The organism is Streptomyces sp. NPDC104814, assembly GCF_055583185.1.
Genome location: NZ_JBVJOL010000003.1, coordinates 94708 through 117328 on the forward strand (window position 1 = coordinate 94708; position 22621 = coordinate 117328).

The window sequence follows — 22621 nt, forward strand, 5'->3', positions numbered from 1 at the left end:
GAAGATCAGCAAGGGTCCGGGGACACCTATTCCCCGCTCGGGTACGGCGTTCCCGCCCCCGCCGCGTTCAGCAGTCCGTCGACCAGGGCGCGCAGGCCGGCGGCGTAGGTGTCCTCGGCGGTCAGCTCCGCCCAGCGCGCTCCGAGCGCGGCGAGGCGGGGCAGGGCGGACGGATCGAGGCCGGCGAACACCTGGTCACGGTAGGTCGGCCGCTCGTCGGTCGCACGCCGGCGGGCGGCGGTCGCGCGGACGATCAGCTCGCCTGCCGTGTAGTACCAGATCGACCGGTAGGCGTGCACGGCCTGCTCGGGGGTGAGTCCGCAGGCGATCGCCGCGTCCACGACCTGCTCGACGAACCACAGGGCGGAGGGCGCCAACAGGTCGTCGGCGGTGAGGACTTCGACCAGCCAGGGGCAGCGGGCCAGCAGGTCCCGCATGGCCGTCGCCGCGGCGAGCAGCCGCTCGCGCGGGCCGGCCGGCAGCGACGGCCGGGGCGCCTGCCCGGCGAAGTCCTCCAGCAGGAGCAGCAGCAGCTCCTCCTTGTCCCGCACGTGGTGGTAGAGGGCCATCGGGGTGCTGCCGATCTCCTTGGCCAGCCGCCGCATGGTGAGCTTCGCGACCCCCTCCTCGTCGATGATCCGGCGCGCCGCGGTGACGATCTCCGCGCGGGAGAGCCGGGGCGGTCTGCCGGGGCGGCCGGGGGGCGAGGGGGCGGTGGACATGGGCCCCATCATGGCGCACCGGCCGGCGGGGGCTGGACGGACGGGGGAGCGGAGGGCTAGTTTTCTTACGTGTACAAAAACTTACCGAGCCGACCGGAGGGACTCCCGTCATGACCACGCTCACCCCGATCGACCTCTTCACGGCCGCCGTCCACGTGGGACCCGGCGCCGGCGTCAGCGCCGGCGAGCGCCGGATGACCGAGGGCCGCCCCGGCTCCTGGCAGCTGGCGGCCTTCCATGCCGCGTCGGACGCCGACGTCCACGCCGACCACTGGGAAATGCACCCCGAGGCCGACGAACTGGTCTGCGTGCTCAGCGGCCGGGTGCGCTTCTTCCTCCGGCCGGACACCACGGACGAGCCGGAGCGGGCGACCACCCTGACCGGCGGCACGGCCGTCGTCGTCCCGCGCGGCAGGTGGCACCGTATGGAGGTCGATGGCCCGGTCCGGCTGCTGTCGCTGTCACCTCGGGAGGGGACGCGGCTGGAGCCGGTACGGCCCTGACCCCCCGAACGCGGAACGGCCCCCGCCGTGACCGGACGGGGACCGAACGCGGAACGGCCCCCACCCGTCGCCGGGCGGGGGCCGTTCCGGCCTGCTTCAGGAACGCGTCACGCGAGACCCGGCCCACGCACGGGGATCGAAGTGAACGTCGGCGCCGGGGCCGGGTCCTGGAAGAAGTCGTTGCCCTTGTCGTCCACGACGATGAACGCCGGGAAGTCCTCGACCTCGATCTTCCAGACCGCCTCCATGCCCAGCTCCTCGTACTCCAGGACCTCGACCTTCTTGATGCAGTCCTGGGCGAGGCGGGCGGCGGGGCCGCCGATGGAGCCGAGGTAGAAGCCGCCGTGGGCGTTGCACGCGTCGGTGACCTGCTTGGAGCGGTTGCCCTTGGCCAGCATCACCTTCGAGCCGCCCGCCGCCTGGAACTGCTCCACGTAGGAGTCCATGCGCCCGGCGGTCGTCGGGCCGAAGGAACCGGAGGCGTAGCCCTCGGGGGTCTTCGCGGGACCCGCGTAGTACACCGGGTGGTCCTTCAGGTACTGCGGCATCTCCTCGCCCGCGTCCAGCCGCTCCTTGATCTTGGCGTGCGCGATGTCACGGGCCACGACCAGCGGGCCGGTCAGCGACAGACGGGTCTTCACCGGGTACTTGCTCAGCTCGGCGAGGATCGTGTCCATCGGCTGGTTGAGGTCGATCTCGACGACGTCGCCGGCCTCGTCCAGGTGCTCGTCCGTGGTCTCCGGCAGGAAGCGCGCCGGGTCGGTCTCCAGCTGCTCCAGGAAGACGCCCTCGGCGGTGATCTTCGCGACGGCCTGGCGGTCGGCCGAGCAGGACACGGCGATGGCGACCGGGCAGGACGCGCCGTGCCGGGGGAGTCGGACCACGCGCACGTCGTGGCAGAAGTACTTGCCGCCGAACTGCGCGCCGATGCCGATCTTCTGCGTCAGCTCGAAGACCTTCTGCTCCAGCTCCTTGTCGCGGAAGCCGTGGCCGAGCTCCGAGCCCTCCGCCGGGATCTCGTCCAGGTAGTGCGCGGAGGCGTACTTCGCGGTCTTCAGCGCGTACTCGGCGCTGGTGCCGCCGACGACGATCGCCAGGTGGTACGGCGGGCAGGCGGCCGTGCCGAGCGACCGGATCTTCTCCTCCAGGAACTTCATCATGGAGGTCTCGTTCAGGACGGCCTTCGTCTCCTGGTACAGGAAGGACTTGTTGGCGCTGCCGCCGCCCTTCGCCATGAACAGGAACTTGTAGGCGCCGCCGTCGGTGGCGTACAGCTCGATCTGGGCGGGCAGATTGGAGCCGGTGTTCTTCTCCTCCCACATGGTGAGCGGAGCCATCTGCGAGTAGCGCAGGTTGAGCCGGGTGTAGGCGTCGTAGATGCCGCGGCTGAGCGCCTCCTCGTCGCGGCCCCGCGTGAGCACGTTCTGCCCGCGCTTGCCCATGACGATGGCGGTGCCGGTGTCCTGGCACATCGGCAGCACGCCGGCCGCCGCGATGTTCGCGTTCTTCAGCAGGTCCAGCGCGACGAACTTGTCGTTGCTCGACGCCTCGGGGTCGTCGATGATGCGGCGCAGCTGGGCGAGGTGGGCCGGGCGCAGGTAGTGCTGGATGTCGTGGATGGCCTCCTCGGCCAGCTTGCGCAGCGCCTCCGGCTCCACCTGGAGGAACGTCCGCCCGTCCGGTCCCTCGACCGTGGAGACGCCCTCGGAGGTCACCAGCCGGTACGGGGTGGTGTCCTCGCCCTGGGGGAGCAGATCGGTGTACGCGAACTCAGGCATCTCAGCCCATTCCTCACTCTACGGACGGCGGCCCGCCGACGCTGGCGGGCCCCACCAGCGTAGAACCTGCCGCCGGCGCGAAGCCTGTGAGGTAAGGCTCAGTTCGTCCCGGGCGGGCGGGGCCCGGTTCACCCCCAGCGGGGCTATCGCGATCTATCGTGTTTCGCTATGCTGCGGTCGTGGACCTTCAGAAGCAGGTGGACCCCCACGCGCAGACCGCCACTCCGGTCGCCGAGCTGCGCGCCTCCGACGCCGACCGCGACCGCATCGCCGACATCCTGCGGGACGCCCTCGCCGAGGGCCGGCTCACCGCCGAGGAGCACGCCGAGCGGGTCGAGGGCGTGCTCGCGGCGAAGACGGTGGGCGAGCTGGAGATCTACGTCCGCGACCTGCCCGCCGGCCGGCGTCCGGCCGCCCCGGCCCATGCCGCCGCCCCGCAGCGGCCGGCCCCGGGCGTCGTCCCGGTCGACCCGGACGAGAACCTGGTCGCCGTCTTCAGCAGTTCCGTCCGCCGGGGCCGCTGGCGCGCGGGCCGCCGGATCCACGCGTACGCGATCTTCGGCAGCGTCGAGATCGACCTGAGCGAGGCCCTGTTCGAATACCAGCAGGTCGTGATCAAGGCCTTCTCGGTCTTCGGCAGCGTCGAGGTGCGCGTCCCGGAGAACGTCTCGCTGCGCGGCACCGGCGGTGGCGTGCTCGGCAGCTTCGAGGTGGACACCCTCGACTCCGCCGACGCCGACGCCCCGGTCGTCTACGTCGACGGCTGGGCCGTGCTCGGCAGCATCGAGGCGCGCCCCAAGCGCGGCAAGCTCGTCGCGGACATCCTCGACAAGGTCCAGCGCAAGGTCGACCGGAGTGTGGGCAGGTACCTGGACCGCTGACGGGGGCGCGGCGGGGGCCGTCGCGGACCGGGCGGTTGGGAACTCAGTGCATAGGCGCGCGTACAGCGGGTAGGGCTTGCTGCATCGTCGCTCGCTCGCGAAGCCGTCGTCAGGAGTAGACCGTGCTGCAACCGCCGCATTCGTCTCTGCAGGTAGCTGCTGTTCCGGCCCAGCGGGGGCCGGCGCGAGACAGGGAACAAGACGCCCCCTGGCACACCGAGGCGGTGTGCCGGCGCGACGAGGCCGGCCTGTTCTTCGCACCGTCCAAGGAACCCACCGCGGCCCGGCTCTCCCGCGAGGAGGCCGCCAAGCGGGTCTGCGCCCGCTGCCCGGTCATGGTCGAGTGCCGCGAGCACGCCCTGCTCCAGCCCGAGCCGTACGGCGTCTGGGGCGGCCTGACGGCGGCCGAACGCCGCGTGGTCCTGGCCCGGCGCCGCCGCCGCGACATGGAACTGAAGAAGACGGCGACGACGACGGGCCGCATAGCCGCAGCGGGCTGAGCCGGCCCGGAAGCCGAGGAAGGGGCGCCCCTCCGCACAGGGGCGCCCCTTCTCGCATGCCGGGCAGGGCTCTCGAACGCCGGGCGGTCAGGGCCGCCCCGCGGCGCTACTTCGCCCGGTCGAAGTCGATCGCGCTGTACGCCCGCAGCTTGCGCAGCCGGTGCTCGGAGTCGATCTTCCGCACCGTCCCCGACTTCGACCGCATCACGATCGACTCGGTCAGCGCGGTGTCGGACCGGTAGCGCACACCCCGCAGCAGCTCACCGTCGGTGATGCCGGTCGCGACGAAGAACACGTTCTCCCCGGACACCAGGTCGTCGGTCGTCAGCACGCGGTCCAGGTCGTGCCCGGCGTCGATGGCGCGCCGGCGCTCCTCGTCGTCCTTGGGCCACAGCTTGCCCTGGATCGTGCCGCCCAGGCACTTCACGGCGCAGGCCGAGATGATGCCCTCCGGCGTGCCGCCGATGCCGAGCAGCAGGTCGACGCCGGTGCCCTCGCGCAGCGCGTAGACGGACCCCGCCACATCGCCGTCGGAGATCAGCTTGATGCGCGCCCCGGCCTCCCGGACCTCCTTGATCAGGCCCTCGTGGCGCGGCCGGTCGAGGATGACGACGGTGACGTCCTCGGGCGTGGCCCGCTTGGCCTTGGCGATCCGGCGGATGTTGACCGCGACGGGCGCGTCGATGTCGACGAAGTCCGCGGCCTCCGGGCCGGTGACCAGCTTGTCCATGTAGAAGACGGCGGACGGGTCGAACATGGCGCCGCGCTCGGCGGCGGCCAGCACCGCGATCGCGTTGGGCATGCCCTTCGCGGTCAGCGTGGTGCCGTCGATCGGGTCGACGGCGATGTCGACCTCGGGCCCGGTGCCGTCACCGACGCGCTCGCCGTTGAAGAGCATCGGCGCCTCGTCCTTCTCCCCCTCGCCGATGACGACGACGCCGTTCATCGACACGGTGGAGACGAGGGTGCGCATGGCGCGCACCGCGGCGCCGTCGGCGCCGTTCTTGTCGCCGCGTCCGACCCAGCGGCCGGCGGCCATGGCCGCGGCTTCGGTCACCCGGACGAGCTCCAGGGCGAGGTTGCGGTCGGGGGCCTCGGACGGGACGTCCAGCTCGGACGGCAAGTGATGATGCTCGGTCATCGGAGCGCACCTTTCTGATACGACGACGGCCGGATGAGGGTGTTCGGCCCCGACTCTATCGTCAGTCCGACAAAATGAGCAGGGGACCCCACGTATGAGCGGACCGGGCACCTGCGACGATAGGGGGCGTGGCAGGTTCGAACGGCAAACAGAAGACGGCCCGGGACATGATCCTCTCCCTGGCCGTGATCGGGATCGCGGCGTTGGCCGTCTACTTCTTCGCCATCCCGCACGACGATCACGCTCCCGAACTCAAGCGGGTCGACTACAGCGTCGAGCTGATCACGGCGCGCCGCGCGGCCTCGTACCCGGTGGCCGCGCCGGAGGGTCTGCCGGACACCTGGAAGGCGACGTCGGTCCGCTTCCGGGGCGACCAGGCCGACGCCTGGCACCTGGGCTTCAGTGCCCCCGACGGCCAGTATGTCGCCATCGAGCAGTCCACGCAGAAGCGCTCGGCGTTCATCGCCGAGGCCAGTCAGGGCGCGAAGGCCACGGCCGTCACCGAGCAGATCGCCGGCCGCACCTGGATCCGCTACACCGGCGGCCGCTACGACGCGCTGGTGCTGCGGGACACGCCCGGCGGCTCGACCACCGTGGTCGCGGGCACCGGTTCCTTCGCGCAGCTGACCGAGATGGTCAAGGCCCTGAAGCTGGCCTGAGCACGCGTTCGTCCCTGTGCATGCGAAGAGGCCCCCGGCGGTGCTGGGGGCCTCTTGTCGTGCAACGAGCGGCTCGGGCGCGGGTGACGCCTGGCCGGTCCCGCGGGTCAGACCGTGGTGACGACCTCGTCGTACGCCAGGCGCGGGGCGCGCGGGTAGGAGGCGTCCTCGCCCGGGTTGCCGATGTTGACGATCATCAGCGGGGTGTGGTCGTCGTCCAGGAACTCCTTGCGCACGCCCTCGGCGTCGAAGCCGGTCATCGGGCCGGCGGCCAGGCCGGCGGCGCGCACGCCGACGATGAAGTACGCGGCCTGGAGGGCGGCGTTGAGCAGCGCGGAGTTCTCGCGGACCGGGCGCTCGGCGAAGAAGACGTCCTTGGCCTGCGGGAACGCCGGGAACAGGGCCGGCAGTTCCTCGTGGAACTCGTTGTCCGCGGCGAGGATCGCGACCAGCGGGGCGGAGGCGGTCTTGGGCTGGTTGCCCTCGGCCATGTGCTGCACCAGGCGCTCGCGGGCCTCGGGGGAGCGGACCAGGGTGATGCGCAGCGGGGTCTGGTTGAAGGCGGTGGGGCCGTACTTGACCAGGTCGTAGATCGCCTGCACCTGCTCGTCGGTCACCGGCTCGTCGGTGAAGGCGTTCGCGGTGCGGGCCTCGCGGAAGAGCAGGTCCTGGGCGGCGGGGTCAAGAACGAGAGACATGCGTGAACTTTCTCTGGGGTGCGTCCGGATCCGGCGTGCCGGACCGTCTGACGTCTTCGACGGTACGCCAGAGAAGGTTCAAGTTTCAACAACAGTCGGCGTGAGGGCCTTCACACCCGCCGCCGGCTACTCCTCGCCGCCCTCTTCCTCCTCCGCCAGCGCCGCGTCCAGCCGCGCCCGGGCGCCCTCCAGCCAGCGCCGGCACACCTTCGCCAGCTCCTCCCCGCGCTCCCACAGGGCGAGGGACTCCTCCAGCGTCGTCCCGCCGGCCTCCAGCCGCCGTACGACGTCGATCAGCTCGTCCCGTGCCTGCTCGTACCCGAGCGCCTCATCCACCTTGCTGGTCATCCACCCAACCTAAACGTCGACTCGGACAGTGAACTCACCCTCGGCCACCCGCGCCCGCAGCGGCTCCTCGGCCGCCACCTCGCCGGGATCGCGGACCACATGCCCGTCGGCCTTCTGCAGCACCGCGTACCCGCGCTTCATCGTCGCCGCCGGGGACAGCGCCACCACACGCGCGTGCGTGTGCGCCAGCTCGGAGTCCGCGCGGTCCAGCAGATGCCCGAGGCACCGCCGGGACCGCTCCACCAGCGACTCCACCTGGTCGGTCCGCTCGTCCAGCATCCGGTGCGGATCCTGTATCACCGGCCGGGCCAGCGCGTGAGCGAGCCCGCGCTCCTCCCGCTCGAGATACGCCTGCACACACCGCCGGGCCCGCCCCCGCAGCATCCGCACCCGCTCCAGCTCCTCGCCGACGTCCGGCACGACCTTCTTCGCGGCGTCCGTCGGAGTGGAAGCACGCAGGTCGGCGACGTGGTCCAGCAGCGGGTTGTCCGGCTCGTGCCCGATCGCCGACACCACCGGCGTACGGCACGCCGCCACCGCGCGCACCAGCTGCTCGTCGGAGAACGGCAGCAGGTCCTCCACGCTGCCGCCGCCACGGGCCACGACGATCACGTCGACCTCGTCGAGCGCGTCCAGCTCCTTCACGGCCTGCACGACCTGCGGCACCGCGTGGACACCCTGCACGGCGACATTGCGGACCTCGAAACGCACCTGCGGCCAGCGGTGCCGGGCGTTCTCCAGCACGTCCCGCTCGGCGGCCGACGCCCGGCCGCACACCAGCCCGATCAGCTGCGGCAGGAACGGCAGCGGCTTCTTGCGCTCCGGCGCGAACAGCCCCTCGGCCGCCAGCGCCTTCTTCAGCTGCTCCAGCCGCGCCAGCAGCTCCCCGACGCCGACGGGCCGTATCTCGGCGGCCCGCAGGGACAGCTGCCCCCGCGGCGCGTACCACTCCGGCTTGGCCAGGACCACGACCCGGGCACCCTCGCCGACGACGTCCGCGACGGTGTCGAACACCTGCCGGTAACAGGTCACGCTCACCGAGACGTCGTACGACGGGTCGCGCAGCGTCAGGAACACCACGCCGGCGCCCGGGCGGCGCGACAGCTGGGTGATCTGCCCCTCGACCCACACCGCGCCGAGGCGGTCGATCCAGCCGCCGATCAGCCGGGACACCTCACCGACCGGGATCGGGGTTTCGGGGGACGTGGAGACAGCCATGCGCTCGAGAGTAACGGTCGCCACCGACACCGGGGCCGAACGGGCGAGGCGCCGCCGCGCTACAGCCGCGCCCGCGTCCGGCCCCGCTGCCCCACCAGCACCAGCAGGCCGACGACCAGCCACACCGCGCCCACCACCTGCGCGGCGCCCGACGCCTCCACGATCACCGCGACCGTGATCGCCGCACCCACCACCGGCACCATCACATGCCGCCACCAGCTCCGCTCACCCGCCCGGCGCCCGAAGTACCCCACCACGCTCGCGTGCAGCAGCGTGAACGCCGTCAGCGCGCCGATGTCGACCACCGACACCAGCTTGTCCAGCCCGTCGTCGCGCCGCGCCGCCCACCCCGCCGCGACCAGTGTGATCACCGCCGCGCACAGCAGCGCCACCCGCGGCACCCCGCCGTCCGTACGCGACAGCGCCTTCGGCAGCCGCCGCTCCCGGCCCATCGCGAACAGCAGCCGCCCGGCCGCCGCCTGCCCGGCCAGCGCCGCGAACGCCGCCCCGACGGCCTTGCTCACGGCCACCAGGTCGTGCAGCCAGCCGCCCACGGAGGAGTCCACCGCGTCGTAGAACGCCGACCCCTGCTTGGCCGGATCCGCGGCCAGCTGCGCGGACGTCATGGGCTCCAGCAGGGCGACCAGATAGGTCTGCGCGACGAAGAGCACACCGGCCAGCGCCAGGCAGAACAGCAGCGCCCGCGCCACCTTCGCCGAGCCCCCGGTGGTCTCCTCCGCGAATGTGGCGATCGCGTCGAAGCCCAGGTACGACAGCACCGCCACCGACACCGCCCCGACCACCGCCGACAGCGCGAACGCGCCCTGCGAGCCGTCCCCGGACAGCGGCGACAGCACGTCCCGCTGGGCGCCGTCCCGCACCAGGACCACGATCGCCGCCACCATGAACACCAGCAGCACGACGATCTCCATCGCCAGCACCAGGAAGCCCACCAGGGCCGCCGTGCGCACCCCCCACAGGTTCAGCAGCGTCGTGACGACCACCGCGAGCGCCGTCCACACCCACCGGGACACCTCGGGGACCAGCGAGTTCATCGCGATCCCGGAGAACAGATAGGCCACCGCCGGGATCAGCACATAGTCCAGCATCGCCATCCAGCCGGCCACGAACCCGGCGCCCTCGCCGAGCCCCGCGCGCGCGTAGGCGAACACCGAACCCGCGAGCGGGACGACCCGCACCATCTGCGCGTAGGAGAAGGCGGTGAACGCCATCGCGACCGTCGCCACCACGTACACCAGCGCCACCGCGCCGTGCGACTTGGCGTCCAGCGTGCCGAACACGCCGACGGGCGCCATCGGGGCGATGAAGAGCAGCCCGTAGACCACCAGATCGCGAAAACCCAGGCTGCGGGAGAGCCGGTCGTGCGCGCCGGCCGGGGAGGCCGTCGTCTCCGTGTCGGACATGTGAACCAGTTTTCCCCCGGCGGCCAGGGCGACGCGATCTCTGTGCGGCCGAACGCACCCTTACGATGGGACGCATGACTGCTTCGCCTGGCCGCCGTGTCCTGCTCGCCGCCCCCCGGGGCTACTGCGCGGGCGTGGACCGCGCCGTGATCGCCGTCGAGAAGGCCCTGGAGCAGTACGGGGCCCCGGTCTACGTCCGGCACGAGATCGTCCACAACAAGTACGTCGTGCAGACCCTGGAGAAGAAGGGCGCCGTCTTCGTCGAGCGCACGGAGGAGGTGCCGCCGGGCAACATCGTCATGTTCTCGGCGCACGGTGTGGCCCCGACGGTCCACGAGGAGGCCCGCCAGGGCCGGCTCGCCACCATCGACGCCACCTGCCCGCTGGTCACCAAGGTCCACAAGGAAGCCGTCCGGTTCGCGAACGAGGACTACGACATCCTCCTGATCGGCCACGAGGGCCACGAGGAGGTCATCGGCACCTCCGGCGAGGCCCCCGACCACATCCAGCTCGTCGACGGCCCCGGCGACGTGGACAAGGTCGAGGTCCGTGACCCGTCGAAGGTCGTCTGGCTGTCCCAGACCACGCTGTCCGTGGACGAGACCATGGAGACCGTCGACGCGCTGAAGACGAAGTTCCCCGGCCTGGTCTCCCCGCCCAGCGACGACATCTGCTACGCCACGCAGAACCGCCAGCAGGCCGTGAAGCAGATGGGTGCCGAGGCCGACCTCGTCATCGTCGTCGGCTCGCGCAACTCCTCCAACTCCAAGCGCCTGGTCGAGGTCGCCAAGCTGGCCGGCGCCCGCGCCGCGTACCTGGTGGACTTCGCCGACGAGATCGAGGAGGCGTGGCTGGACGGCGTGAGCACGGTCGGCGTCACCTCCGGTGCGTCCGTGCCCGAGGTGCTGGTCGAGCAGGTGCTCGCCTGGCTCGCCGAGCGCGGCTTCGAGGACGTGGAGATCGTCAAGGCCGCCGAGGAGTCCATCACCTTCTCCCTGCCCAAGGAACTGCGGCGCGACCTGCGCGAGGAGGCGGCCGCGCTGGCCGCCGAGCGCGGCGGAAGCGGTCCGGCGCAGGCGTGACCGTCAGTGGTCCGTCGTAACGTGGAGCCATGCAGATCTTCGGCGTGGACATCGGCGGATCCGGGATCAAGGGTGCCCCTGTCGACCTCGACAGGGGCGACCTCGCACAGGAGCGCTTCAAGGTCCTGACCCCGCACCCGGCGACACCGGACGGCGTGGCCGACGGCGTGAGAGAGGTCGTCGGCCACTTCGGCTGGAGCGGCCCGGTCGGCCTCACCTTCCCGGGCGTGGTCACCGGCGGGTCGACGGTGCGTACGGCGGCCAACGTCGACCCGGGATGGATCGACACCGACGCGCGCGCCCTGTTCGGCGAACGGCTCGGCGGCCTGCCGGTGACGGTGGTCAACGACGCGGACGCGGCGGGCCTCGCCGAGATGCGCTTCGGCGCCGGCAAGGACCGCCGGGGCACGGTGGTCGTGCTGACCTTCGGCACCGGCATCGGCAGCGCGGTCTTCACCGACGGCGCCCTGCTGGCCAACACCGAGCTGGGCCACCTGGAGCTGAAGGGCCACGACGCGGAGAAGCGGGCCTCCAGCAAGGCCAAGGAGGACCACGACCTGTCGTGGGAGCAGTGGGCCCACCGCGTGCAGAAGTATCTGGCGCACGTGGAGATGCTGTTCTCGCCGGAGCTGTTCATCATCGGCGGCGGCGTCAGCCGCAAGTCCCACAAGTTCCTGCACCTGATCGAGGGCATCCGGGCCGACATCGTCCCCGCCCAGCTGCAGAACAACGCGGGCATCGTGGGCGCGGCGATGCGCGCGGCGGCCCGCAGCTAGGGCCTGCAGCGTGCCGCGGCCTGCCGGCGTCGCTGGTGGGCCAGGCCCAGGCGGCGGGTGACGGCGATGACGCCGGCGACCAGGGTGCCGGCGTACAGCCAGCCGGCCTCGCCGGCCAGGGCGGTGACCCAGACCATCAGCCGGTTGCCCAGCCCGTCGCCCCCGTCGACCAGGGGCACCAGCCCCGCGGCGAACGCGATCGGCACCACCACGGGCGCGGTCAGCAGATCCCCCTTGCGCACCCACACCGCGGTGAGCACGCACACCGGCAGGAAGAGCACGCCGTACGCCGTCGGCGCGGGCCCGAACAGCATCCGCAGCGCCAGACCGAGCACGATCATCACGGCCGAGCAGAACAGCCCGCTGCCGAGCCCGGTGAGCCGCGGGCCGGGCAGCCGGCGCCCCGGCGGGGCGAGCGGGGGAGCGGGCCGCCGCACACTCACCGCGCGGCGCTGAGCGCCCCCGGCGTCCGGGCCGGCGTCGGCCCGGCGCGCGGCCCCCGAAGCGGGCCGCCCCGGTCGTGCGCCGTCCGGGCCGGGCCTGCCACGCCGCGCCTGCGGCGGCAGCGGTGACGGCGATGGCGACGGCGTGCGGCGGCGCGGTGCGGACTGGGCGGGTCGCGTCCTGTGCTGCTCCATTGGACCAACTTAGGTCGGTTCCGGTGCCCGCTCACACCTGTAACACGCCGTTCGGCGGACCCCGGCCGGCCGTTCGAGACGACCTCCGGTCCCGGGGCGCTCACCCCGTAGACTGGTGGATCGGCCCCGCCAAGGGACCCGCCGCCCTCCACCCTCACGTAACGGGAAGTCGCAACGTGTCGCTCACGATCGGAATCGTCGGTCTGCCCAATGTCGGCAAGTCGACCCTGTTCAACGCCCTGACCAAGAACGACGTGCTGGCGGCCAACTACCCGTTCGCCACGATCGAGCCGAACGTCGGCGTGGTCGGCGTGCCCGACCCCCGTCTGGCGAAACTGGCCGAGATCTTCTCCTCCGAGCGGATCCTGCCCGCCACCGTCGACTTCGTCGACATCGCCGGCATCGTGCGTGGCGCGTCCGAGGGTGAGGGCCTGGGCAACAAGTTCCTCGCGAACATCCGTGAGTCCGACGCGATCTGCCAGGTCATCCGCGCCTTCAAGGACGAGAACGTCGTCCACGTCGACGGCAAGGTCTCGCCGAAGGACGACATCGAGACGATCAACACCGAGCTGATCCTCGCCGACCTCCAGACGATCGAGAAGGTCCTCCCGCGCCTCCAGAAGGAGTCCCGGATCAAGAAGGACGTGGCGCCGAAGGTCAAGGCGGTCGAGGAGGCCAAGGAGATCCTGGAGAAGGGCGACACGCTGTTCTCCCAGGGCATCGTCCAGGGCACCGAGCGCGCGGAGCTCCTCCACGATCTGCACCTGCTGACCACGAAGCCCTTCCTGTACGTCTTCAACGTCGACGAGGACGAACTGGTCGACGAGGACTTCAAGAACGAGCAGCGCGCCCTGGTCGCCCCCGCCGAGGCGATCTTCCTCAACGCCAAGCTGGAGGCGGACCTCGCCGAGCTGGACGAGGAGGAGGCGCTGGAACTGCTGGAGTCCGTCGGCCAGCACGAGCCAGGCCTCGCCACGCTCGCCCGCGTCGGCTTCAACACCCTCGGCCTGCAGACCTATCTGACGGCCGGCCCCAAGGAATCCCGCGCCTGGACGATCAAGAAGGGCGCCACCGCCCCCGAGGCCGCCGGTGTGATCCACACCGACTTCCAGAAGGGCTTCATCAAGGCCGAGGTCATCTCCTTCGACGACCTGGTCGCGACCGGCTCGGTCGCCGAGGCCCGAGCGAAGGGCAAGGCCCGCATGGAGGGCAAGGAGTACGTGATGCAGGACGGGGACGTGGTGGAGTTCCGCTTCAACGTCTGACGACTAGTCAATGATTCTGCCCGACCCGCCTGTTGGAGGGTCGGGCATGAGCTTCTGTCCGCAAGGAGTTCTCGCCCCGTGATGAGGGGCAGTGGCAGGTCTGGTCCGCGTGGTAGTGGCAGTGACACTGCCTCAGACCTTGATGATCTCCACGGATGGGCCGCCCAGGAGTGTCAGATCCTCGGGGTCGGACGTGAGGACGGTGACTGGCCGGGGTGCGTTGCGGGCGATGACGGCGAAGGCGGCATCGATGGCGTACTTGTGGCCGTGGAGGTGATGGGCGCGCAGAAGCGCGGCGGCCTGGTCGGTGATCTCCTTGGTGACGTCGTGAACGTCGACGCGGGAGAGGACCCACTTGATGCGGGCCGGGTGGATACGCTCGTAGTCGGCCTCAAGAGTGGTCATGGCGCTGGTGGCGACGCGGATGCCCTCCTCCGACGCCGCTTGGACCAGAGTCACGACGGTACGGTCCTTGCGGTAGAGCTTCGAGAGGCCTTCGCTGTCGAGGAGGAGGGTGCCGGGCATCAGGCGGCGGCCCCGCCGGTCTGCCGGTGGTCGTGGCGCAGCAGCGCCCGGGCGGCCTCGACCTCCTCGCGGGTGAGAGCTTCGTTGTCGGTCTCGAAGTCGGCGACGATCTCCCGGAGCTTGTCCATGGCGACCCGCTGTTCGAGGGCCTCGGCGACGTAGGCGGAGAAGCCGCCGGGGCCGACGTGGGCGCGTACGGCCTCGGCGAGGTCCTCGGGCAGACTGATGGAGTACTTCCTGCTACCGCTCATGGTGCTGATCCTACCGGTGGTCGTAAGTCTTCGGTGGTGAACCTGCGGGTCCGACTGATCCGCACTGGCCTCTCCCGCATCCGGGCGATCGTACGCAGGGGGCCTCTGGCCTGCGGCAGCGCAGGTCGGTGCCCCCGTCCGAAGGGCCATCGGCATCTTGTGCGGACTGGCCGGGCACCGTCCAGGGCCGGAGTGGGTGATGGGAGGATGCGGGGACTGCGATAGAGGGGCGGGACGCGTGGGGCGTGGTGAGCGGGACGCGGTCGCGAGGGGAGCGCGACTGTACGAGGCAGCGCAGGCAGTGGCCGGTGACCACGGTAGGGCGGTCGAGGCGGTGCGGGCGGCGCTGAAGCCGATTCACGACGCGGCGGTCATGCGGGAGCTCGACGCCATCCCCGTCGCCCGGCTGCAGGACGTTACTGAAGGACGCCTGCGGTTGGGGAACGTCGAGAAGAACGGCCTCGGCACGGTGGGCCGTGTTCTCGAAGCGGGCCCCTATCGGTTGCGGCAGATTCCCGGTGTCGGGCAGCGCACGGTCGACCAGATCCTTGCCGCTGCTCGCCGCCTTTCCGAAGCGGTGCACGAGACGGTGGCCGTCCACATCGACATGGACCGGCCGGAGCCGAGCGCCACCGCGCTCGTCATGGCCCTGCACGTACTGGTGGAAGCCGGCCCGGACGCCCGGCGCGCGGTGGACCGAGCCGCAGCCCTGTCGGAACGGCTCGGCCCGTTGCTGGTCGGCGCGAGGCCCGCCGCCGGGCGTTTCAGGATGCTGCTGGCCCGACAGGAGAAGAAGGCACGTGCCCTGGCGGCGGCCGCCGAGATCCGCTCACTGGTGGACGAAGCGGAGCAGGGCGACCTGCCTGAGCTGCTCGCCCAAGCCTCGGTGGACCTGCTACGTGGACCTACGTCCGACATCGCGGCATGGGTGGACTTTGAACTCCGTTCGGCGGAGTACTACAGCCTGCTCGCCGAGATCTCCGGGCGGCTGCCGGACGCCGCAGCCGCCGAAGGGTTCCTGCCGGAGGAGATCGCCGAGCGGGTACGGATGCAACAGCTCGACGACTCGCACCGGCGGGTCTCCCTGCGCGGTTACCAGGCGTTCGGCGCGCGATTCGTCCTTGCGCAGCGCAAGGTGATACTCGGCGACGAGATGGGTCTCGGGAAGACCATCCAAGCGATTGCCGTGCTGGCACACCTGGCCGCCGAGGGGCAGAGCCATTTCATGGTCGTCTGCCCGGCGAGCGTTCTCGTGAACTGGACTCGGGAGATCGAGGTCCGCAGCGCCCTTCGCGTCATGGTGCTCCACGGCCCCGACCGGCACTACGCGTTCGCCGACTGGAAGGGACGAGGCGGGGTGGGGGTGACCACGTTCGATGCACTACGCGGATTTCCGGCGCCGGGCGGCGGGGAGGTCGGACTGCTCGTCGTCGACGAAGCACACTCCGTGAAGAACCCGAAGACCAAGCGGTCCCAGTCGGTCGCCCTGTGGACGGAGCGTTGTGAGCGCAGCCTCTTCATGACCGGAACCCCGATGGAGAACCGGGTTGTGGAGTTCCGCAACTTGGTCCAGATCCTCGATGGAGGGGTGGCGGACTCCCTCGGCGAGCGGGACGCCTTGGCAGGATCGGTCGCCTTCCGCAAGGCCGTCGCCCCGGTCTACCTGAGGCGCAACCAGGAAGACGTGCTGACGGAACTCCCGAGTCTTCAGCAGACCGACGAGTGGGAGGAGCTGAGCGCGTCGGACGAGGAGGCGTACCGCGAAGCCGTGCGCGCAGGCAACTTCATGGCGATGCGCAGGGCCGCGTACATGCGCCCCGAGAAGTCGGCCAAGCTGGACCGGCTCCGCGAGATCGTTCAGGAGGCCGGCGAGAACGGGCAGAAGGCAGTGGTCTTCTCCAATTTCAAGGACGTGCTGGGCGTGACGAAGGCGACGCTCGCTGAGGGTCCCACTGCCGATATCCCGATGCTCGGTCCGCTCACCGGCAGCGTCCCGCCCGGGCGACGGCAGCAGATCGTCGACGACTTCGCCGGGGTCTCGGGACCAGCGGTGCTCCTGGCACAGATCCAGGCGGCCGGCGTCGGCCTCAATATGCAGGCTGCCTCCGTCGTCATCATCTGCGAACCGCAGATCAAGCCGACCATCGAGCACCAGGCAGTGGCCCGGGCCCACCGCATGGGCCAGGTCAGGCCGGTTCACGTGCATCGTCTTCTCACCATCGGGGGAGTGGACGAACGCATGGTGAAGATGCTGGAGGAGAAGACCCGCCTGTTCGATGCCTATGCCCGCCGTAGCGCCGTGGCCGAAGCCACCCCGGACGCGGTCGACGTGTCGGACACCGAACTGGCCCGCCGGATCGTCGAGGAGGAGCAGGCGCGTCTGGGCATGACGGACGGGAGGACCACGGCATCCGAGTGAGGGAGGTCTTCCAGTCCGCAGGACATCCGTAAACGACTGTCGGGAGCCAACGCATGCCAACGAGGAAATCCCAGGTCAGAGCCCTGAATGGAGCTCCGTCGCAGGTCAAGATCGGGCCTCAGGCATTCCGCTTCAACGTCTGAGTGCTGCAGAAGGGGCCGGACTTCGCGGAGTCCGGCCCCTTCTGTCTTCCCGTGCTGGCGGCCGCTATGTGCTCCCCCGCGGGGTGAGCTTGTCGAGGTCGAGGCTGATCTCGAACGGCACCGGACGCTTCAGGGTGCCGCGGAAGATGCCCGCGGGCGCGTAGACGCCGGTCGGTTCGTCACGTTCGTAGACGTGGACGACGGGGGTGCCGTCCTCGTCCTCGATGCACCAGTAGTGCGGGATGGCGGCCTCCGCGTACTTGTGCAGCTTCACCGTGCGGTCACGGTGGGCCGACTCCGGTGAGACGACCTCCACGACGAGCTGTACCTCATCCGGCGCGTACCACGTGCGGTCCGGATCATAGGGAGCCGTCGTCACGAGCAGGTCCGGCTCCGGCCGGTTGCGGTCGTCGAGGCGGATCGTCATTTCCCGCTCGACTTCGAAACCGGCGGGTGCAGTCGCCATGAGCGTGGTGGTGAGGAAGGTGACGAGGCGGCCGTGCCAGGACCGCTGGGGCGCCACCCTGAAGACGAGTGCTCCGTCGATCAGCTCGGTGTGGCGGGGTGCCTCGGGGAGGCGGTCCAGGTCCTCCGCGAACCAGCCTTCCTCGCGCGGCGGGCGCATCCAGTCGGGCAGTGCGGTCATGGCTGAACGGTAGCGACTCGGCGAGATCCGGGCCACGAGATCGTCAACGAGCCACCGGGGTGCTCCGTGCCCGCGCCGCCTCCCGGGCGTACGCGCGGACCAGGGGCCGGTCCGCGTCCGCCCGCCGCCATGCCAGCGCGTACCGGCTGGGGGACAGACCCCGTACCGGGCGGGTGGTCACACCGCCCAGGGTGATCAGGGGGGCGTTGCCCGCCGCGACCAGGCAGATGCCGAGGCCGGCGACCAGGGCCTCGTAGGTCTCCTCCGTGCCGGCGATCTCCGCTCCGACGCGGGGCGGGCGGCCGGCGCGTTCGGTCAGGGCCAGCCAGTGGTCGCGCAGCACGCCGGCGCTCGGCGGCAGGGCGAGGAACGGCTCGTCCGCCAGGTCCGCGAAGTCGATCTCGGGGCGTCCGGCGAGCGGATGGGTGTCCGGGAGGGCGACCAGGCGAGGTTCCTCCGCGAGCACCGTCCAGTCGTAGCGGCTCTCGTCGGGCAGCGGAAGCCACACGAAGGCCACGTCCGCCGTGCCGTCCGCGAGGCCCGCCGTCGGGTCCTCCCAGCCGACCTGCCGCAGCCGCAGGGTGACCTGCGGGTGGGCCGCGGTGAACCGGGAGCGGATCGCGGGGAGCAGGCCCCCGCGGCCCGGACTCGTGCTCATGCCCACGACCAGCGTGCTGCGCTGCACGGCCCTGGCCGCTTCCAGCGCGGCCGAGCCCTCCTCCCACGCGGCCAGCACGTCCCGGGCGTGCGGCAGCAGGGCCTCGCCCGCGGGCGTCAGGGCCACCCGGTGATGGTCGCGGTCAAGAAGCCGCACACCCACCTGCCGCTCCAGCGCCCGGATCTGCTTGCTCAGCGCGGGCTGCGACACATAGAGCCGCTCGGCGGCACGCGTGAAGTGCAGCTCCTCGGCGACGGCCACGAAAGAGCGCAGGTCCCGCACATGAACGTCCATGGTCATGCCCATCGGTTGTCACCAAAGGTCTTGGACGGACAACTCCCCGCACGGGCAGGCTGGTTCCCGTCAGGACGACAACGGCGACAACGAGGTGGGGTCATGAAAGGCGGGGTCATGAACAAGGTGTGGCTGGTGACCGGGGCGAGCAGCGGTTTCGGACGGGCGATCACCGAGGCGGCCGTCGCGGCCGGCGATGTGGTCGTGGGCGCCGTGCGGCGCCCCGAGGTGCTGGACGACCTCGTCGCCGCACACCCCGACCAGGTGGAGGCGCTGCGCCTGGACGTCACCGACACCTCGGCCGCCGGCGCGGCCGTACGGGACGTCATCGCCCGGCACGGGCGCATCGACGTACTGGTGAACAACGCGGGCCGCACGCACGTCGGCGCCTTCGAGGAGACCGGCGAGGCCGAGCTGCGCGAACTGTTCGAGGTGCACGTCTTCGGGCCGGCGGCCCTGACCCGCGCGGTGCTGCCGCACATGCGCGAGCGGCGCTCGGGCGCGATCGTGCAGATGAGCAGCATGGGCGGGCAGATGTCCTTCGCGGGTTTCTCGGCGTACAGCGGAACGAAGTTCGCCCTGGAGGGCCTGTCGGAGGGGCTCGCCGACGAGGTACGGGACTTCGGCATCAAGGTGCTGATCGTGGAGCCGGGTGCCTTCCGCACCGCGCTGTTCGCCCCGGGCCGCGCGGGCGTCAGTGCCGACAGCGGGCTCTACCCGAAGGTGAGCGCGACCCGCGCCCTCATCGAGGGCGGTGACGGCACCCAGCCGGGCGACCCGGCCAAGGCCGCCGCGGTCGTCCTGGACGCCCTGGACGCCGAGCAGACCCCCCTGCGTCTGCCGCTCGGCGACGACGGCGTCGAGGCGGTCCTCACCCATCTCGACCAGGTCCGCGCCGACATCACCGCCTGGGAGAAGCGCTCCCGGGCCACGGCGTACGAGGCGTAGCGGGCCCGGGGCAGCAACGGGCCGCCGCAGGCACACCGGGGGGGCCGTACTCGACATGCGGCTGCGCCGCACGGGCGCGACCAGCCACCACGATGCGGCTGGGCGTGCTGGCGCGACCAGCCACCAGGATGCGGCTGGGCCGTGCTGGCGCGACCAGCCACCCGATGCGGCCGCACCGCGTGGGCCTGACCGGCCACCACGCGACCCGGACGACACCGCACCGGCTCCGCGGGCACCCCCGGCCCCCGCCCCTGCCCGCCCCATGCCACTATCCGACTCACACCCGCTCGCACCGTCACAGCAGGAGCACGGCACCCGTGTCCATACCGCCCCCGCCCCCCGGCCCCCAGCAGCCTCCGTCCGCGCCGGGGCCCTACCCGGCGCCGGGCGGCTACCCGCCGCAGGGCCCGTACCCCGCCCAGGGCGGCTACCCGTACCAGCCCTGGGGCCAGGGCTACACCCCGTTCAACCGCCCCGCGCCCGTCAACGGCGTGGCCATCGCCGCCCTCGTGCTCGGCGCGCTGTGCTTCCTGCCCGCGGTCGGCCTCGTCCTCGGCGTCATCGCGCTGGTGCAGATCCGCAGGCGGGGCGAGCGGGGAAAGGGGCTGGCGATCGGCGGCGCGGTCCTGTCGACGATCGGGCTCGCCCTGTGGGTGCTGGTCCTCGCCACCGGTGGCGTCGGCGAGTTCTGGCAGGGCATGAAGGACGGCGCCCGCGACAACGCCGCCTTCTCGCTGCACAAGGGCCAGTGCTTCGACGAACCCGGCGCGCTGGGCGGCGCCGCCTACGACGTCGACGAGGTCCCCTGCGCGGGCCGGCACGACGGCGAGGTGTTCGGCACCTTCAACCTCCCGGCCGGCTCCGGCTACCCGGGCGAGCGCGCCGTCGACACCGCGGCGGAGGGCCGCTGCTACCCCCTCGCGCAGGCCTACGCCATGGACAGCTGGGCGTGGCCCCACGACGTCGACGTCTACTACTTCAGCCCCAGCAAGAACAGTTGGGCGCTCGGCGACCGCGAGGTGGCCTGCGTCTTCGGCAACACCGACGAGAGCGGCACGCTCACCGGCTCGCTGCGCGCCGACGCCACCACCCTCGACGCGGACCAGGTCGCGTTCCTGACGGCCGCCCAGCAGGTCGAGAACGCGCTGGCCGACGAGCCCGAGGACCTGGCCGAGGACGACCTCGAGGGCAACAAGAAGTGGGCCGGCGAGATGAAGAGCGCGCTGGGCGCGCAGATCTCCCAGCTGGGGTCCTTCTCCTGGGCGGCCGGGCACCGGCCGCAGGTCGCCGCCTACGTCGCGGAGCTCCGGACGGCCCGCGGACAGTGGGCGAAGGCCGAGAGGGCCACGGACCCGGAGTCCTTCGACGCGTCCTACGCCGCGGGGTTCAGGGCCGTCGACGGCGCCCCGGCGGTGGCGGTCCGCAAGGCGCTGAGGCTCGCCACGACGCCGCCCTCGGACGGGTACGACGGCTCCGGCGGGACCGGCGGCTCCGGTGACCCCGGCGGCACCGGGGGCGGTGGCGGGGTCGATGTGTGATCCCGGCCGGAGCGGGGAGAAAGTGCCTGCGTGACGCCTCGGTAAGGCCTTGCGCCGTGCCCGGCCCGGCGTCTCCCCACGCCCCTTTTCATCACTTCGAGTGATTCTCTGGCCTTTGCTTGCACGGGCCAACCCACGGTTGCCACGCTGTTGCTGTCTGTACAAGCTGATGGGAGCGGCCAGTGACATTCGGTGAGCAGCCGGCGTACCTGCGCGTCGCGGGTGATCTCCGCAAGAAGATCGTCGACGGCTCGCTGCCACCGCACACCCGGCTGCCCTCCCAGGCCCGCATCCGCGAGGAGTACGGCGTCTCCGACACCGTCGCGCTGGAGGCCCGCAAGGTCCTGATGGCCGAGGGGCTGGTCGAGGGCCGCTCCGGCTCCGGGACGTATGTGCGCGAGAGGCCGGTGCCGCGCCGCATCGCGCGCTCCGGCTTCCGGCCGGACAGGGGCGCGACCCCGTTCCGGCAGGAGCAGTCGGACGCCGAGGCGCGCGGCACCTGGGAGTCCAGCAGCGAGCAGACGGAGGCGAGCCGGGCCGTGGCCGCGCGGCTGGACATCGAACCCGGGGACCGCGTGATGCGCACGCGGTACCTCTTCCGGGAGTCCGGCGAGCCGATGATGCTGTCCACCTCCTGGGAGCCGCTCGCCGTCACCGGCCGCACGCCCGTGATGCTGCCCGAGGAGGGGCCGCTCGGCGGGATGGGCGTGGTGGAGCGGATGCGCGCCATCGACGTCATCGTGGACAACGTCACCGAGGAGGTCGGCGCCCGCCCCGGCCTCGCCGAGGAGCTGCAGGCGCTCGGCGGTGTGCCCGGCCATGTCGTCCTCGTCGTGCAGCGCACCTACTACGCCTCCGGCCGCCCGGTGGAGACTGCCGACGTCGTCATCCCGGCCGACCGCTACCGGGTCGCGTACCACCTGCCGGTGAGGTAGCGCACATCCTTGCGTATGCGCCCCGGCCGCCCCGCCGGGGCCCGGTATGAGCGGTCGGTGTTCCGCCGGCGCGGCCGGTGTGCGCCGTAGCGTTTCGGTCGTCTTCGCAGGTCGTTCCGCTTGTGCTCCGGCGGGCCCGGCAGCACGCCGAGCGGGCGTGTCGTGCCGCGCGCACGGCGCATTCGTCCTCGTGCGCCCCTTCCGTACTGGCCGGTTGCCTACCTCTTCGTGAAAACCCGTGTTCGCTGCGTAAAGGTTGGGCGTAGGCTCGGGCATATGCGGATTGCGGTTTCCTTATCGGGCGGGGACCGGTTCGCGCCGCGTACGGGGCGCGGACGAGCCGGGGCGGGAAGGAGCGGTGGGGCGCGATGAACGAGAGCACGGTCTCCCTTCCCTGGCTCGTCATACGGCAGGACGACAACGGCAACCGCTACCGCGTGGGCCGGTACGCGACCCGGGCGGAGGCCCAGCGGATCGCCGACGGCCTCGACGCCAGCGGCCACAAGCAGCTCTACTGGGTCGAGCGGATCGGCCAGCACGCCCAGAGCGCCGACGGCACCCGGAACTGACCCCGGCGCGTACGGCGCCCGCAGTCGGCCCGGCGCGTACCGCACCCGGAACCGGCTTCGGG

Annotated in this window: 24 protein-coding genes; 12 read left to right on the forward strand and 12 right to left on the reverse strand. The window is 71.5% G+C overall.

Going from position 1 to position 22621, the window contains the following annotated elements; genetic code table 11:
* Nucleotides 1–26 precede the first annotated feature (26 nt).
* Complete coding sequence (locus ACZ64A_RS13525) at nt 27–722, reverse strand: TetR/AcrR family transcriptional regulator (protein WP_469810309.1); 696 nt, start codon at nt 720–722, stop codon at nt 27–29.
* A gap of 110 nt (nt 723–832) precedes the next feature.
* On the opposite strand from ACZ64A_RS13525, the gene ACZ64A_RS13530 reads away from it, so the two are divergent.
* Nucleotides 833–1225, forward strand: coding sequence for a cupin domain-containing protein (locus tag ACZ64A_RS13530; RefSeq protein ID WP_469810310.1), 393 nt, complete (start codon nt 833–835; stop codon nt 1223–1225).
* Between the two features lie 107 nt (nt 1226–1332).
* On the opposite strand, the gene ACZ64A_RS13535 is transcribed toward ACZ64A_RS13530, so the two are convergent.
* Nucleotides 1333–3003 carry a fumarate hydratase gene (locus ACZ64A_RS13535; protein ID WP_469810312.1) on the reverse strand — a complete coding sequence of 557 codons (1671 nt, stop codon included), beginning with the start codon at nt 3001–3003 and terminating at the stop codon, nt 1333–1335.
* Nucleotides 3004–3182: 179 nt separating this feature from the next.
* Here ACZ64A_RS13535 and ACZ64A_RS13540 point away from each other — a divergent pair, with 179 nt between their 5' ends.
* Both ACZ64A_RS13540 and ACZ64A_RS13545 read left to right on the forward strand, forming a co-directional pair.
* Nucleotides 3183–3884, forward strand: coding sequence for a DUF1707 SHOCT-like domain-containing protein (locus ACZ64A_RS13540; protein ID WP_469810313.1), 702 nt, complete (start codon nt 3183–3185; stop codon nt 3882–3884).
* A gap of 122 nt (nt 3885–4006) precedes the next feature.
* Nucleotides 4007–4384, forward strand: coding sequence for a WhiB family transcriptional regulator (locus tag ACZ64A_RS13545; RefSeq protein ID WP_469810315.1), 378 nt, complete (start codon nt 4007–4009; stop codon nt 4382–4384).
* 106 nt (nt 4385–4490) lie between these two features.
* Here the strand turns inward: ACZ64A_RS13545 and glpX are convergent, their stop codons facing one another.
* Nucleotides 4491–5525: a class II fructose-bisphosphatase gene (glpX, locus tag ACZ64A_RS13550; RefSeq protein ID WP_469810316.1), complete on the reverse strand. Its 1035-nt coding sequence runs from the start codon at nt 5523–5525 to the stop codon at nt 4491–4493.
* 128 nt (nt 5526–5653) lie between these two features.
* Between glpX and ACZ64A_RS13555 the strand changes: the two genes are divergently transcribed.
* Entirely contained in the window at nt 5654–6184 is a 531-nt protein-coding gene (locus ACZ64A_RS13555) for a DUF4245 domain-containing protein (protein ID WP_469810317.1), read from the forward strand.
* Nucleotides 6185–6291: 107 nt separating this feature from the next.
* On the opposite strand, the gene ACZ64A_RS13560 is transcribed toward ACZ64A_RS13555, so the two are convergent.
* From ACZ64A_RS13560 to ACZ64A_RS13575, 4 genes are all read right to left on the reverse strand, one after another.
* Nucleotides 6292–6882, reverse strand: coding sequence for a malonic semialdehyde reductase (locus ACZ64A_RS13560; RefSeq protein ID WP_469810318.1), 591 nt, complete (start codon nt 6880–6882; stop codon nt 6292–6294).
* 126 nt (nt 6883–7008) lie between these two features.
* A complete protein-coding gene (locus ACZ64A_RS13565) occupies nt 7009–7230 on the reverse strand; it encodes an exodeoxyribonuclease VII small subunit (protein WP_469810319.1) in 222 nt (73 codons plus the stop codon).
* A 9-nt stretch (nt 7231–7239) separates the two neighbouring features.
* A complete protein-coding gene (xseA, locus tag ACZ64A_RS13570) occupies nt 7240–8448 on the reverse strand; it encodes an exodeoxyribonuclease VII large subunit (protein WP_469810320.1) in 1209 nt (402 codons plus the stop codon).
* A 59-nt stretch (nt 8449–8507) separates the two neighbouring features.
* Nucleotides 8508–9872, reverse strand: a complete 1365-nt coding sequence (locus ACZ64A_RS13575; protein WP_469810321.1) for an APC family permease — start codon at nt 9870–9872, stop codon at nt 8508–8510.
* 65 nt (nt 9873–9937) lie between these two features.
* Between ACZ64A_RS13575 and ACZ64A_RS13580 the strand changes: the two genes are divergently transcribed.
* Both ACZ64A_RS13580 and ppgK read left to right on the forward strand, forming a co-directional pair.
* Complete coding sequence (locus ACZ64A_RS13580) at nt 9938–10954, forward strand: 4-hydroxy-3-methylbut-2-enyl diphosphate reductase (RefSeq protein ID WP_469810323.1); 1017 nt, start codon at nt 9938–9940, stop codon at nt 10952–10954.
* Nucleotides 10955–10983: 29 nt separating this feature from the next.
* On the forward strand, nt 10984–11730 hold the full coding sequence (gene ppgK / locus ACZ64A_RS13585; RefSeq protein ID WP_469810324.1) for a polyphosphate--glucose phosphotransferase: 747 nt from the start codon (nt 10984–10986) through the stop codon (nt 11728–11730).
* Here the strand turns inward: ppgK and ACZ64A_RS13590 are convergent.
* Nucleotides 11727–12173: a DUF6542 domain-containing protein gene (locus ACZ64A_RS13590; protein ID WP_469810326.1), complete on the reverse strand. Its 447-nt coding sequence runs from the start codon at nt 12171–12173 to the stop codon at nt 11727–11729. The two genes, ppgK and ACZ64A_RS13590, sit on opposite strands and share 4 nt — an antisense overlap.
* A gap of 371 nt (nt 12174–12544) precedes the next feature.
* Here ACZ64A_RS13590 and ychF point away from each other — a divergent pair, with 371 nt between their 5' ends.
* A complete protein-coding gene (gene ychF / locus ACZ64A_RS13595; RefSeq protein WP_469810327.1) occupies nt 12545–13633 on the forward strand; it encodes a redox-regulated ATPase YchF in 1089 nt (362 codons plus the stop codon).
* Between the two features lie 132 nt (nt 13634–13765).
* Here the strand turns inward: ychF and ACZ64A_RS13600 are convergent, their stop codons facing one another.
* Both ACZ64A_RS13600 and ACZ64A_RS13605 read right to left on the reverse strand, forming a co-directional pair.
* The gene (locus tag ACZ64A_RS13600) at nt 13766–14158 is read right to left on the reverse strand and encodes a DNA-binding protein (RefSeq protein ID WP_469810328.1); all 393 of its coding nucleotides are present in this window, start codon (nt 14156–14158) and stop codon (nt 13766–13768) included.
* Nucleotides 14158–14409: a hypothetical protein gene (locus tag ACZ64A_RS13605; protein ID WP_017949230.1), complete on the reverse strand. Its 252-nt coding sequence runs from the start codon at nt 14407–14409 to the stop codon at nt 14158–14160. The genes ACZ64A_RS13600 and ACZ64A_RS13605 overlap by 1 nt, the downstream gene beginning before the upstream one ends.
* Nucleotides 14410–14608: 199 nt before the next feature.
* On the opposite strand from ACZ64A_RS13605, the gene ACZ64A_RS13610 reads away from it, so the two are divergent.
* The gene (locus tag ACZ64A_RS13610; RefSeq protein WP_469810329.1) at nt 14609–16828 is read left to right on the forward strand and encodes a DEAD/DEAH box helicase; all 2220 of its coding nucleotides are present in this window, start codon (nt 14609–14611) and stop codon (nt 16826–16828) included.
* A 207-nt stretch (nt 16829–17035) separates the two neighbouring features.
* On the opposite strand, the gene ACZ64A_RS13615 is transcribed toward ACZ64A_RS13610, so the two are convergent.
* Nucleotides 17036–17617 (reverse strand): Uma2 family endonuclease, encoded by a 582-nt coding sequence (locus tag ACZ64A_RS13615; protein WP_469810330.1) that lies wholly within the window; start codon nt 17615–17617, stop codon nt 17036–17038.
* Nucleotides 17618–17660: 43 nt separating this feature from the next.
* Nucleotides 17661–18581: a LysR family transcriptional regulator gene (locus ACZ64A_RS13620; protein ID WP_469810332.1), complete on the reverse strand. Its 921-nt coding sequence runs from the start codon at nt 18579–18581 to the stop codon at nt 17661–17663.
* A gap of 105 nt (nt 18582–18686) precedes the next feature.
* Here ACZ64A_RS13620 and ACZ64A_RS13625 point away from each other — a divergent pair, with 105 nt between their 5' ends.
* From ACZ64A_RS13625 to ACZ64A_RS13640, 4 genes are all read left to right on the forward strand, one after another.
* A complete protein-coding gene (locus tag ACZ64A_RS13625) occupies nt 18687–19517 on the forward strand; it encodes an oxidoreductase (protein ID WP_469810812.1) in 831 nt (276 codons plus the stop codon).
* A gap of 317 nt (nt 19518–19834) precedes the next feature.
* Nucleotides 19835–21055: a DUF4190 domain-containing protein gene (locus ACZ64A_RS13630; RefSeq protein ID WP_469810333.1), complete on the forward strand. Its 1221-nt coding sequence runs from the start codon at nt 19835–19837 to the stop codon at nt 21053–21055.
* Nucleotides 21056–21237: 182 nt separating this feature from the next.
* Nucleotides 21238–21990 carry a GntR family transcriptional regulator gene (locus tag ACZ64A_RS13635; RefSeq protein ID WP_469810334.1) on the forward strand — a complete coding sequence of 251 codons (753 nt, stop codon included), beginning with the start codon at nt 21238–21240 and terminating at the stop codon, nt 21988–21990.
* A 368-nt stretch (nt 21991–22358) separates the two neighbouring features.
* Nucleotides 22359–22559: an SPOR domain-containing protein gene (locus ACZ64A_RS13640; RefSeq protein ID WP_469810335.1), complete on the forward strand. Its 201-nt coding sequence runs from the start codon at nt 22359–22361 to the stop codon at nt 22557–22559.
* Nucleotides 22560–22621: the final 62 nt, after the last annotated feature.